11 protein-coding genes are annotated in these 12,488 nt (G+C 72.9%); 5 read left to right on the top strand and 6 right to left on the bottom strand.

The genetic code is table 11. The features are described 5' to 3' along the window. Positions 1–41: 41 nt before the first annotated feature. Together meaB and A8711_RS01335 are read right to left on the bottom strand one after the other, a co-directional pair. Positions 42–977 carry a methylmalonyl Co-A mutase-associated GTPase MeaB gene (meaB, locus tag A8711_RS01340; RefSeq protein ID WP_240925857.1) on the bottom strand — a complete coding sequence of 312 codons (936 nt, stop codon included), beginning with the start codon at positions 975–977 and terminating at the stop codon, positions 42–44. A gap of 78 nt (positions 978–1,055) precedes the next feature. Continuing rightward, positions 1,056–2,249, bottom strand: a complete 1,194-nt coding sequence (locus A8711_RS01335) for an acetyl-CoA C-acetyltransferase (RefSeq protein ID WP_069087246.1) — start codon at positions 2,247–2,249, stop codon at positions 1,056–1,058. Positions 2,250–2,311: 62 nt separating this feature from the next. On the opposite strand from A8711_RS01335, the gene mce reads away from it, so the two are divergent. From mce to A8711_RS01310, 5 genes are all read left to right on the top strand, one after another. After that, the gene (gene mce, locus A8711_RS01330; protein ID WP_043328735.1) at positions 2,312–2,776 is read left to right on the top strand and encodes a methylmalonyl-CoA epimerase; all 465 of its coding nucleotides are present in this window, start codon (positions 2,312–2,314) and stop codon (positions 2,774–2,776) included. Between the two features lie 300 nt (positions 2,777–3,076). After that, positions 3,077–4,432, top strand: coding sequence for a crotonyl-CoA carboxylase/reductase (gene ccrA / locus A8711_RS01325; RefSeq protein ID WP_043328733.1), 1,356 nt, complete (start codon positions 3,077–3,079; stop codon positions 4,430–4,432). A 263-nt stretch (positions 4,433–4,695) separates the two neighbouring features. Beyond that, positions 4,696–5,946, top strand: a complete 1,251-nt coding sequence (locus tag A8711_RS01320; RefSeq protein ID WP_043328731.1) for a DivIVA domain-containing protein — start codon at positions 4,696–4,698, stop codon at positions 5,944–5,946. A gap of 172 nt (positions 5,947–6,118) precedes the next feature. Beyond that, positions 6,119–8,215 carry a hypothetical protein gene (locus A8711_RS01315; RefSeq protein ID WP_069087245.1) on the top strand — a complete coding sequence of 699 codons (2,097 nt, stop codon included), beginning with the start codon at positions 6,119–6,121 and terminating at the stop codon, positions 8,213–8,215. A gap of 153 nt (positions 8,216–8,368) precedes the next feature. Continuing rightward, positions 8,369–9,586: an AI-2E family transporter gene (locus tag A8711_RS01310; RefSeq protein ID WP_069087244.1), complete on the top strand. Its 1,218-nt coding sequence runs from the start codon at positions 8,369–8,371 to the stop codon at positions 9,584–9,586. 4 nt (positions 9,587–9,590) lie between these two features. Here A8711_RS01310 and A8711_RS01305 read toward each other — a convergent pair whose 3' ends face one another. The 4 genes from A8711_RS01305 to A8711_RS01290 form a co-directional block, all read right to left on the bottom strand. After that, positions 9,591–10,400: an alpha/beta hydrolase gene (locus A8711_RS01305; RefSeq protein ID WP_064447817.1), complete on the bottom strand. Its 810-nt coding sequence runs from the start codon at positions 10,398–10,400 to the stop codon at positions 9,591–9,593. Positions 10,401–10,467: 67 nt separating this feature from the next. Next, positions 10,468–10,800, bottom strand: a complete 333-nt coding sequence (locus A8711_RS01300; RefSeq protein ID WP_069087243.1) for a hypothetical protein — start codon at positions 10,798–10,800, stop codon at positions 10,468–10,470. Positions 10,801–10,897: 97 nt separating this feature from the next. Continuing rightward, the gene (locus tag A8711_RS01295) at positions 10,898–11,977 is read right to left on the bottom strand and encodes a hypothetical protein (protein WP_069087242.1); all 1,080 of its coding nucleotides are present in this window, start codon (positions 11,975–11,977) and stop codon (positions 10,898–10,900) included. Beyond that, a complete protein-coding gene (locus tag A8711_RS01290; protein ID WP_064447820.1) occupies positions 11,974–12,468 on the bottom strand; it encodes a SigE family RNA polymerase sigma factor in 495 nt (164 codons plus the stop codon). Before A8711_RS01290 ends, A8711_RS01295 begins: the two co-directional genes overlap by 4 nt. Positions 12,469–12,488: the final 20 nt, after the last annotated feature.

Genomic DNA, 12,488 nt, shown 5'->3' with positions numbered 1-12,488 from the left:
GGGCCGATTCGTACCAAGATCTCGGCGGGGGCGGGGGCGGGTCAGGAGCCTAGCTGGGCCAGCAGCTCGTCGGCCGCCGCGTACGGGTCGATGGCGCCCTCGGCCACCTTGGCGGCGAGCGTCGGGAGCTGCGTACCGTCGCGCAGCGAGCCGATCCGCGCGCGCAGGACGCCCAGCGCGATCGCCTCGATCTCGGCGGCGGCCCGCGTCTCCCGGCGGCGGCGCAGCTCGCCGTGGCGCTCCAGCCAGTCGCGGTGCTTGTCGATCGCGGCGGCGATGTCGTCGATGCCCTCGGCGCGGGCGGCGATCGAGCGCACCACCTGCGGCCGCCACTCCCCCGGCCCGCGCTCGCCGAGCGCGATCATGCCCTGGATGTCGCGGACCGTGGCGTCGGCGCCGTCCCGGTCGGCCTTGTTGACCACGAAGACGTCGGCGATCTCCAGGATGCCGGCCTTCACCGCCTGGATCGCGTCACCCATGCCCGGCGCGAGCAGCACCAGCGTGGTGTCGGCGAGCGAGGCCACCTCCACCTCGGCCTGCCCGACGCCGACGGTCTCGACCAGCACCACGTCGCAGCCCGCGCCCTCCAGCACCCGCACCGCCTGCGGCGTGGCCGCGGAGAGCCCGCCCAGGTGGCCCCGGCTGGACATCGAGCGGATGTAGACGCCCGGGTCGGTCGCGTGGTCCTGCATCCGGACCCGGTCGCCGAGGATGGCGCCGCCGGTGAACGGGCTGGACGGGTCGATCGCCAGCACGCCGACCCGGTGACCGCGCGCCCGCAACGCCCGGACCAGCTCGTTCGTGGTGGTCGACTTGCCCACCCCGGGCGAGCCGGTCAGGCCGACGACCTGGGCCTGCCCGGCGTACGGCGCGAGCGCCGCCGCGACCTGCGGCAGCACCTCGTCGCCGGACTCGACCAGGGTGATCAGCCGGGCCACCGCGCGGGGGTCGCCCGCGCGGGCCCGCTCGACAAGCATGGGTACGTCCCGGCTGCGGCGCACCGGGCCGGTGGCCGCCGCCGGGGCGTTCTGTACGTCACTCACAGGTATCAGCTATCAGCTCTCGTCACCGGTCGGCACGTGGATGATCAGCGCGTCGCCCTGCCCGCCACCGCCGCAGAGCGCCGCCGCGCCGGTGCCGCCGCCCCGGCGCTTCAGCTCCATCGCCAGCGTGAGCACGAGCCGGGCGCCGGACATGCCGATCGGGTGGCCGAGCGCAATCGCGCCGCCGTTGACGTTCACCTTGTCGGCATCGACGCCGAGGTCACGGGCGGACTGGATACCGACCGCCGCGAACGCCTCGTTGATCTCGATGAGGTCGAGGTCGTCGATGCTCAGGCCGCCCTTCTTCAGGGCGTGGTTGATCGCGTTGGACGGCTGCGAGTGCAGGGAGTTGTCCGGGCCGGCCACGTTGCCGTGGGCGCCGATCTCGGCCAGCCAGGTGAGCCCCAGCTCCTTGGCCTTGGCCTTGCTCATCACCACGACCGCGGCGGCGCCGTCGGAGATCGGCGAGGAGCTGCCGGCGGTGATGGTCCCGTCCTTGGTGAAGGCGGGGCGCAGCTTCCCGAGCGACTCGGCGGTGGTGTCCGGCCGGATGCCCTCGTCCTCGCTGATCACCAGCGGCTCGCCCTTGCGCTGCGGGATGACCACCGGGGTGATCTCGTCGGCGAAGTGGCCGTTCTTCTGCGCGGCGGCGGCGCGCTGGTGGCTGGCCGCGGCGAACGCGTCCTGCTCCCCGCGGGTGATGCCGTGCTTCGCGCCGTGCCGCTCGGTGGACTCGCCCATCGAGCAGCAGTCCCAGGCGTCGGTGAGGCCGTCCAGCGCCATGTGGTCCTTGACCGCCACGTCGCCGTACTTGTAGCCCGAGCGCTGGCCGAGCAGCAGGTGCGGGGCGTTGGTCATCGACTCCATGCCGCCGGCCACCACGACGTCGAACTCGCCGGCCCGGATGAGCTGGTCGGCCAGCGCGATCGCGTCCAGCCCGGAGAGGCAGACCTTGTTGATGGTCAGCGCCGGGGTGGACATCGGGATGCCGGCCTCGACGGCGGCCTGCCGGGCCGGGATCTGCCCGGCGCCGGCCTGGAGCACCTGCCCCATGATCACGTACTGGACCTGCTCGGGCGCGACGCCGGCGCGCTCCAGCGCCGCCTTGATCGCGATGCCACCGAGCCTGGTCGCGGGGAGGTCCTTGAGGTTGCCCAGCAGGCGCCCCATCGGGGTCCGCGCGCCGCTGACGATCACCGAAGCCATTGCCTGCCTCCGAGGGGGTGCCGACCTGTACGCCTTAACGATTGTTCGGTCAGACTAGCGTCATGGCTGAGAACTCCCCCGTCGAGCCCGCTGCCGAGTTTGTCACAGACATCGGGCTGCGCCGCATCGACCACGTCGGGATCGCCGTCGGCGACCTGGACGCCGCGATCGACTTCTACCAGCGCACCTTCGGCATGCGCTGCATGCACACCGAGACGAACGAGGAGCAGGGCGTACGCGAAGCGATGCTGGCGGTCGGGCCGGACGCGTCCGGCGGCATGGTGCAGCTGCTCGCGCCGCTGTCCCCGGACACCACGATCGGCAAGTTCCTGGACAAGCGCGGTCCGGGCATCCAGCAGGTGGCGTACACGGTGGCGGACATCGACGTGGCCTGCGCGGCGCTGCGCGAGCGTGGCGTGCGGCTGCTCTACGACGCTCCGCGGCGCGGCACGTCGAACTCCCGGGTCAACTTCGTGCACCCGAAGGACGCCGGGGGCGTGCTGATCGAGCTGGTCCAGCCCGCCTGATGCGCAAGGAAGGGCCCCTTCTTAACAGACGTCTGTTAAGAAGGGGCCCTTCCTAACAAGTGGGAACGCGCGCGGCAGTGCGCGCTTGCACGTTCCCACGTACACCTCCACGCATCGGTCGATGCAGTTTTTCACAGAGGGGTTCCTGCTTTAGCTACCGTTAAGTAACGTCCGCCCGAACAGCAGCGGCGACCGGTGCCGAATGTGTCGATTGCCGACATGGCGGTCCCGTCGCACCGGCGCCGACGATGGCAGCACCCCTGCCCGCGGTGTGCGGGTGCGGACAAACGGGAGGTCACCGTGCAGGACATCCTCGAAGCGATCATGGCGGCGGAGGGTTCGTCGCAGCCGGAGCGGGAGCTCGCCGGGCTCGCCGGCCTGCCCGTGCCGGAGAGCTACCGGGGCGTGGTGGTGCGCGCCGAGGACACCCGCATGTTCGAGGGCATGGCCACCCGCGACAAGGACCCGCGCAAGGCGCTGCACGTGCAGGAGGTGCCCACCCCCGAGCTGGGCCCGGGTGAGGCGCTCGTCGCGGTGATGGCCAGCGCGATCAACTACAACACGGTGTGGACGAGCATCTTCGAGCCGCTGCCCACGTTCAAGTTCCTCCAGCGCTACGGCCGGCTCTCCGAGCTGACCCGCCGCCACGACCTGCCGTACCACGTGGTCGGCTCGGACGCCGCCGGCGTCGTGCTGCGCACCGGGCCGGGCGTGACCAAGTGGAAGGCCGGCGACGAGGTGGTCGCGCACTGCCTGTCGGTCGAGCTGGAGGACTCCGCCGGTCACGACGACACGATGCTCGACCCGCAGCAGCGGATCTGGGGCTTCGAGACCAACTTCGGCGGCCTGGCCGAGCTGGCGATCGTCAAGGCCAACCAGCTGATGCCGAAGCCGCGCCACCTGAGCTGGGAGGAGGCGGCCAGCCCGGGGCTGGTCAACTCCACCGCGTACCGGCAGCTCGTCTCGCACCACGGCGCGAACATGAAGCAGGGCGACGTGGTGCTGATCTGGGGCGCGTCCGGCGGCCTCGGCGGGTACGCCACCCAGATGGCGCTCAACGGCGGCGCGATCCCGGTCTGCGTGGTCTCCTCGCCGGAGAAGGCCGAGCTGTGCCGCAAGATGGGCGCCGAGCTGGTCATCGACCGCACCGCCGAGGGGTTCAAGTTCTGGTCCGACGAGCAGACCCAGGACCAGGACGAGTGGCGCCGCTTCGGTGAGCGCATCCGCGAGCTGACCGGCGGCGAGGACCCGGACATCGTCTTCGAGCACCCGGGCCGGGAGACGTTCGGCGCCAGCGTCTACGTCGCCAAGAAGGGCGGCACGATCGTCACCTGCGCCTCCACCAGCGGCTACATGCACCAGTACGACAACCGCTACCTGTGGATGCACCTCAAGCGGATCGTCGGCAGCCACTTCGCCAACTACCACGAGGCGTGGCAGGCCAACCGGCTGGTCGCGCTCGGCAAGGTGCACCCGACCGTGTCGAAGACGTACGCGCTGGAGCAGACCGGCCAGGCCGCGTACGAGGTGCACCGCAACGCGCACCAGGGCAAGGTCGGCGTGCGGTGCCTCGCCCCCGCCGACGGACTGGGCGTCCGGGACACCGAGATGCGCGCGCGGCACGAAAGCGCGATCAACCGCTTCCGCGGTCACTGACCGTACGGTCGTCCCGGATTGCCTTTCGGACGACCCGGGCGCCATTCGACCGGCGTACGCACAAAGGGCCGTGGGTGTCGAACCCGCGGCCCTTTTCGCGCCGCCTTCCCCGCAGAAGCCCGACCCGCCCGACCCGCCCGGGAGCTGCCAAGATCGCCTATTGGTCCGGTCCCGCCGGGCGGCCGAGTTGACCATGTAAACAGGACGCGAAAGGTGCCGACCGCTCTTGCGAACCACCCTGGGGCGTCTGCCAGTATGTCCCAATGCCCCAGCAGCAGTCCTCCCCTCTTGCGTTCTTCGATAACGCGAACTCACAGCCCGATTTCACCGTTGGCCTGCGCGGTTACAACACCAACCAGGTGGACGACTTCATCGGCCGCCTCACCGCCGCCCTGAGCCAGTCCGAGCAGGCCCGCGCCGAGGCCGAGCAGCGGATGAACGACGCTCAGCGCCGGCTGCGGCAGGCCGAGCAGCGCCAGAGCGCGCTCGAGCAGAAGCTCACCGAGACCAACAAGCAGCTCGAGGAGAACAGCCGGCCGACCCTGTCCGGCCTGGGCACTCGCGTCGAGCAGATCCTGCGGCTGGCCGAGGAGCAGGCCAACGACCACCGCAACGAGGCCAAGCGCGAGTCGGAGGGCATCCTCTCCGCCGCCCGCCTCGAGGCGCGTGAGATCACCGACAAGGCCCGCGCCGAGGCCGCCGCCATGAAGGCGACCGCCGAGCGCGAGGCCGGCAGCGTCCGTACCGCCGCCGAGCGCGAGGCCGCCGAGGTCCGGGTGCAGGCCCGCCGCGAGGCCGACACGCTGCGCGCCGACGCCGACCGCGAGACCAAGCAGCTGCGTACGGTCACCGCGCACGAGGTGGCCGAGCTGAAGTCGACTGTCGAGCGCGAGGTCGCCACGCTGCGCGCCACCGCCGAGCGGGAGATCACCCAGCAGCGGGCCAAGGCCGCCCGGGAGGCCGAGGAGAAGCGCGCCGAGGCGACCAAGCTGCTCACCGACGCGCGCGACAAGCGCGACAAGGACCTGCAGGCGCTGGAGCTCCAGCTCGCCGAGCGGCGGGAGAAGGCCGAGCGCGAGGAGTCGGAGCGGCACGCCGCCCAGGTCGCGCAGACCCAGAAGCTGGTGAACGAGGCCGAGCAGCGCGCCCGCGCCGCGCAGGAGCGGGCCAAGGAGATCGAGCAGCGGGCCGAGGCCCGCCGGGTCGAGTCCGAGCGCACCGCCAACGAGACCGTCGACAAGGCCAAGGCGCTGGCCGACAAGACGCTCAACGAGGCGCGCGCCGAGGCGCAGCGGGTGCTCAACGAGGCCCGTACCGAGGCCGAGCTGACCACGCAGGCGGCCCGCCGCGAGGTCGAGGACCTCACCCGCCAGAAGGACGCGGTCACCTCGCAGCTCGGGCAGATGCTGTCCGGCCTGGCCGGCATCGTGCCGGGCGTGCCGGCCGGCGGCAAGGGCGACACCCCGAAGGCCGACGCCTCCGGGCAGAAGGTGACGGCCGAGTCGGCCGGCTGACCGTTACACCCGCTGTCGGGGGCATGAGCCACGGCGCGGGGTGACACCGGGTGACCGGTGTCGCCTCGCGCCGTCATGCTGTGCGGGCCCGTTTCGCCGGGAGGGTGAAGTAGCTCCCAGAAGGGGCGTCCGTATCGCCCCAGCAGAGCCGGATGCGTGTGAGGATGGGGTCATGTCGCACGGCGAGGAACTGTTCGCGCTCGGCGGGGACGTGACGACGGAGCCCAGCTTCGAGTCCGCCCTGCGGGGGTACGAGAAACGGCAGGTCGACCGCTACGTCGCTCGCGCGGAGCACGAGATCGCGGCGCTGACGACCGAGCGGGAACAGGCGTACACGCAGATCCACAAGCTGGCCGGTCAGGTCGAGGTGCTCCAGCGCGACCTGGCCCAGGTGCGCAAGCAGGCGGCGGTGGTGGACCGGGCGTCGTTCCGGCACCTGGGCCCGCGTGTCGAGCAGATCCTCACCATGGCCGAGGAGCAGGCCGACGACATCCTCGCCGCCGCCAACGAGGAGATCGAGGCCCGCCGGGCCGCCGCCGAGCACATCGTCGAGGAGGCCCGGGAGCAGGCCGCCCAGGCGCTGAAGGACTTCGAGATCGCGCTGGCCGCCCGCCGGAGCGAGGAGGAGCGGCACACCGCCGCCCGCAAGGCCGAGGCCGAGGCCACGCTGAAGGCCGCGAAGGACGAGTCGGCGACGCTGCGCAAGAGCGCGCAGGACGAGTCGGAGAAGATGCGCGCCGCCGCCCGGGACGAGGCGGAGAAGCTGCGCCGGACCGCCCAGGACGCGCTGGCGAAGGCCCAGCAGGAGGCCACCCAGCTCCGCGACACCGCCAAGGAGATCCACTCCCGGGCACAGCAGGAGGCCGCCCGGCTGCGCGAGACGGCCAAGGAGGCGCTGGCGAAGGCCCAGCAGGAGGCGAACCAGCTCCGCGAGGCGGCCAAGGAGGTGCACGCCAAGGGCCAGCAGGAGGCCAAGCGGCTCACCGACGCCGCCGCCGAGGCCGGCCGGGCCACGCACGCCAAGGCGCTCGCCGAGGCCAAGAAGATCGTGGACGACGCGGAGGAGGCGGCCAAGGCCACCCGCGGCCGGGCCCGCACCGAGGCCAACCGGCTCACCACCGAGGCCGCCGAGGCCGGCAAGCGCAACCGCGCCGAGGTCGAGGCGTACGTGCAGCGCATGCGCACCGAGACCGAGGCGTACGTGCAGCAGTCCCGCGCCCAGACCCAGCAGGAGCTGGGCGCCTGGCGGGCCGGGGTGGAGAAGGAGGTCGCCGAGCGGCGGGACAGCGCCGAGAAGGAGCTGGCCCAGCGCCGGGCTGCCGCCGAGCAGGAGTTCGCCAAGCGCCGCGACGAGCTGGACAAGCAGCATGCCAAGCGGCAGGAGGAGCTGGAACAGGCGTACACCACGCGCCGCGACGAGATCGAGCGCACCGCCGCCGACGTCCGGCAGGCCGCCGAGGCCGACGCGCTGAGCATGCGGCAGCAGGCCGAGCTGGAGGCCGCCGAGCTGCTGCGCCGGGCCGAGGCGGACGCCACCGCGCAGCGCCGCAAGGCCGACGAGCACGTCGCGGCCTCGCGCCGCCAGTTCGAGGAGTACGCGGCCACCACCCAGCAGCACCTCGCCACGACGCAGCAGCACCTGGCCGCGACCCAGCAGGAGGTGGCCGCCGGCCGGCAGCAGCTCGCCGGTGTGATGCTGGAGATCGCCAAGGCGCAGCAGGAGCTGGCCGACCTGCGTACCGAGACGTGGAAGTCGCGGCAGGAGTCCGACGACCTGCAGCGGCAGCTCGCGGACCTGCGGCGCGACGCCGACTCGGCCGGCATCACGGCCACCCCGGTCGACCCGGACGACCTCGCCGCCGCCTCCACCGGCCGGTCCACGGACGACGGCACGCCGGCCGCCGAGGGCACGTTGGTCACCAGCGGCGCGGAGAGCGCCGGCGACACCCCGGCCGGTGGAGGTGCGCCGGTGGTCGCGAAGGGCACCGCCACCGCGGTCCCCAACGGCGCCGGGCCGGCCACTGGTGACGGCGAGCCCGCCGAGGCGGGCAAGGCGAAGCCGGTCGGCGAGCCGGTGACCACGATGGACTCCCCCGGCGGGGCGGGCGTCGACGGCGAGCCCACTGTTGCCGCCGTACCGGGTGAGGGCGGCCGGGGCGCCACCCCCACGAAGATCACCAGCACCGGTGAGAACGGCAAGCGCCCGACCAAGCCGACCACCGACGAGCGCAGCGCCAAGCCCAGCACGGTGACGGTCGACAAGGACTGACCCACCCGCCGCACCCGGCGGGACGGCCCGGCCGGAAGCGGTGGTGGGATGGTCGGGGCGGACGGCGAGGACTACCCTGCGGGCAGAGGGCCGCGCGTCGGCCGTGGACGGCACCGGCGGGCGAGCCGGCAGCGCGGAAGCCGGGAGGCACGGGTGTCGCAGGAGGTCTCCGCCGCCCCTGATGACGAGGCGGCGGCCGTGAACCCCACCGGCGAGGCGGAACCCGCACGCGACGCCACGACCGCCGTCGGCAACCCGCGAGCCGGCACGGACACGGACAGCGAGCGGCCGACCGACGTCGAGCCGGCCGAGTTCGAGCCGAGCGGCCGGTTCGGCGTGCCGGGGCGCCCGCTACGGCGCAGCGCCTTCCTGATCGGCTTCACCGGCGCGCTCGGCGTGCTGCTGGCGTACGCGCTGTTCCTGGGCGTGCGGAACGCGGCCGGCATCCTGGTGCTCGTGGTGATCGCGCTGTTCCTCGCGGTCGGCCTGCACCCGGCGGTGGTCCGGCTGCGCAACTGGGGCCTGCCGCGCGGGCTGGCGGTGGCGGTCGTGACACTCACCCTGCTGCTGCTGATCGTCGCCGGGCTGCTGGCGCTGGTGCCGCCGGTGGTGACCCAGTCCGGCCAGTTCATCCAGCAGCTACCCGGGTACGTCGAGGAGCTGCGCCGCAACCCCACTGTCAACGACCTGGTGATCCGCTACGACGTGATGGAGCGGGTCCAGGCGGCGGCGAACGCGGACAACGTCGGGCGGGCGCTCGGCGGTGTGCTCGGCGGCGCGCAACTGATCTTCGGGACGCTCTTCCGCCTGCTCACCGTGCTGGTGCTGACGATCTACTTCCTGGCGTACTTCGACCGGCTGCGCGAACTCGGGTACGCGCTGGTGCCGCGCTCGCGCCGGGAGCGGGTCCGGCTGATCGGCGACGAGATCCTGACCCGGGTCGGCGCGTACATGGTGGGCGCGCTCGCCATCGCGGTGCTGGCCGGGGTCAGCACGTTCGTGTTCGCGCTGGCGGTCGGCCTGCCGTACCCGTTCGCCCTGGCCGTGGTGGTCGCGGTGACCGACCTGATCCCGCAGATCGGCGCGACGCTGGGCGCGGTGGTGGTGACGCTCGTCGGGCTCGCCACCGACCTGCCGGTGGGCATCGCCTGCCTGGTCTTCTTCGTGGTCTACCAGCAGGTGGAGAACTACCTGATCTACCCGAAGATCATGCGCCGGGCGGTCTCGGTGAACGAGGTGGCCGCGTTGCTGGCCGCGCTGCTCGGGGTGGCGCTGCTGGGCGTGGTGGGCGCGCTCATCGCGATTCCCACGGTGGCCGCGTTGCAGCTGATCCTGCGCGAGGTGGTGCTACCCCGCCAGGACGCCCGCTGAGCCGTTACTCGGCGCGCCGCTGGGCCGGGCCGGGCACCGGGGTGTCGGCGAACGCGGCGACAGTGCGGTCCGCGTACGCGCTGACGTCGCCGGTCTCCATCGGGCCGTCCCAGGTGGTGGGCAGCGGCAGCGGTACGCCCGGGGCGACCCGCCGGACGATCTCGTCCAGCACCTTCTCCGCGTCGCCGACCCAGAGGTGCTTGGCGCCGTCCACGCCGACCACCTCGGCCTGCGGGACGGCGGCGAACCGCTGCCCGGCCTCCTCCGGCCGCAGGTAGTCGTCGAACTCGGGGACCAGCGCGGTGAGCGGCTTGCCCGTCTCGGCCCAGACCGCCAGGTCCTCCGGGGCGGAGTAGCGCAGCGGCGGGGAGAGCAGGATCGCGCCGGCCACCGCCGGGTCGCAGCCGTACTTCAGTGCCAGGTCGGTGCCGAACGACCACCCGACCAGCCAGATGTTCGGCAGTTCGTGGAACTCGGCGTACTCGATCGCGGCGGCCACGTCGAACTTCTCGCCGACGGCGCCGTCGAAGGCGCCCTCGCTGGTGCCGCGGACGCTGCTGGTGCCCCGGGTGTTGAACCGGAGCACTGCGAGGCCGGCCAGCGCGGGTAGGCGCCAGGCCGCCTTGCGGAACACGTGGCTGTCCATCATCCCGCCGTGGGTGGGCAGCGGGTGCAGGCAGACCAGGGTGGCGGACGGCTCGCCCTCCAGCGGCCGGGCCAGCTCACCGACGAGCGTCAGCCCGTCGGCGGTGTGCAGCTCGATGTCCTCCCGGCGGCCGGGCAGGATCGACGACGCGCGAATCGGAGTGCTCACGCCTGCCAGTCTCCCGTGTCGGCGGCCCCGCCGCCCAGTGGGACGGGAACCGGGTGATCCAGATCGCTCAGCCGTAGCGCGGGGCGCCCCGGCCGCGCTGGAGGTTCGGGCCGCGCCGGTCCCGGGCCCGCCAGCAGCCGGAGTGCCAGTGCCGGCGGTCGGTCAGGTCGCCCCGGTCGTCGGCCGGCCAGGCCACCAGGTGCGCCACGCCCGGCCGGATCTCCTGGTCACAGCCGGGACAACGGTACGTCTTGACCGATGCGCCGCCGCTGATCGCGCGTACCTGCCAGTCGCCGTCGCGCCACTGCTGCACTGTCGGCACGCCGTGGCGGGCACGCTCGGCGTCCAGGCCGGGGTCTTCTTCCCGGCGGGGCCGGTTGCGACGGGGGCTCACGGTCACCAAGCGTACGGGCCGCCGGCCGGACCGGCCCGAGCGATCTTGGTACGGGTACGCCCTTCCAAGGGCCGTTCCGTACCAAGATCGCTCGGGTGGCCGGTCAGGGCCAGGTCTGCGGACGGGTGAGGTCTGCCGCCACCTTCGCTCCGGTCAGCACGGTCGCCGCGTCGGCCTCGGTGAAGTTCACCTGCCCCGGGGGTCCCTCGCCGGGGAAGGGCCAGGCGAAGTCGACTGTCAAGCGCACCTTGGGCAGGCCGAGCAGTTCCAGGCGGTTGCCGTTCGGATAGCGGAAGCCCGGGCGGCCACCCAGGTCACGGTTGCTGGCGCGGCCCTTGTCCTCCCCCATCTCCGCCCCGTAGATCAGCCGCAACCACATGGTCGAGGAGGGCGCCCGGGCGACGGTGAGCTGAACCGTGAGGCTCTTCGGAAAGGCGGCCGCGTCCACCGCGCATGCCGTCACCGCCGCGTTCGCCGGCAACGTGGTCAGCCGCACCGGCCCGGTGCATCGCCGGGCCTCGTCCCAGCGCACCAGGCCGGCGACCCGGTCCAAGGCGGCCACGTCACCGCGAAGCGTGGCGGCCCGGGCGTAGAGACCGGGGAAGGGCTGCCATGACTTGACCAGACCGTCGGTACCGGCGACGCGCAGCACGCCACCGTCGAATTTCAGCCGGCCGCTGACGGCCTGCACCGGGAAACCCTCGATCGAGGTGTCGTCGAGCGCCTTCGCCACCGGACTCACCTCGAGCAGGACCGGCTGTCCGCCGTCGGCGCTGAGTCGGATCGACTCGACCGCGTTCGAGCTGTGGACGGACCAGCCCAGGTAGCGGGCCCGGGTGGTGTCGACGCCCAGGTGCAGCACCTGCGGATCGGTACCGACCAGATCGGGACGCTGAAGCGCCCCGGGCACCCCGTCGGCGAGCGGCGGCACCGGGGGTGGCGCCACCTCCGGCGTCGCGGCCGTCCAGGGCATCCGCTCGGCCAGCCCGCCCACGTCCGCGCGTACCACGCCGGTGAAGCCGAGCACGCCGACCAGGGCGAGCGCGGTGCCGGCGGTGACTCGGCGGCGTACCTGCCGGCGCCGGCCGAGCGCGCGGGAGCGGCGCAGCAGGCGTCCGGTGTCTGTCTCGCCCTCGGCGTGCTCCCGCAACACCGAGACGATTCGCTGGTCGAGGTCGGTCACAGCCGGCTCCCCTTTGTCATCGGGACGCCGCAGCGCTCCCGGAGGTGGGCGAGCGCCCGCATCGCGTGGGTGCGGACGGTGACCGGGGAGCAGTCGAGGATCTGGGCGATCGTGGCGTCGTCCAGGTCCTCGTAGTAGCGCAGCACCAGTACGGCGCGCTGGCGGTCCGGGAGGGCGCGGATCAGCCCCCACATCTCGTCCCGGTCCGCCGCCTCGCCGCCGAGGTCGCCGCGTTCGGGCCGGTCGGCGAACGTGTCGACGGCCAGCTCATGGCTGGACCGCCGCCGCCACCAGGACGTGTTGGCGTTGACGAGCATCCGGCGCACGTACACGTCGGGCCGGTCGGCCCGGGCGATCTTGCGCCAGTGCACGTACGCGCGCGCCAGCACGTCCTGGGTCAGGTCCTCGGCGCGGTGCGCGTCGCCGGTCAGCAGCCGGGCCAGACGCAACAGCGCCGGGCCGCGGCTGCCGACGTACTCCTCGAAGGTCACACCTCGAAGACGCCGTCACC

The organism is Micromonospora sp. II (assembly GCF_001709195.1).
Lineage (GTDB): Bacteria > Actinomycetota > Actinomycetes > Mycobacteriales > Micromonosporaceae > Micromonospora > Micromonospora chalcea.
The sequence above is the reverse complement of the archived record's forward strand: the minus strand, read 5'-3'. Positions and strand labels throughout refer to the sequence as shown.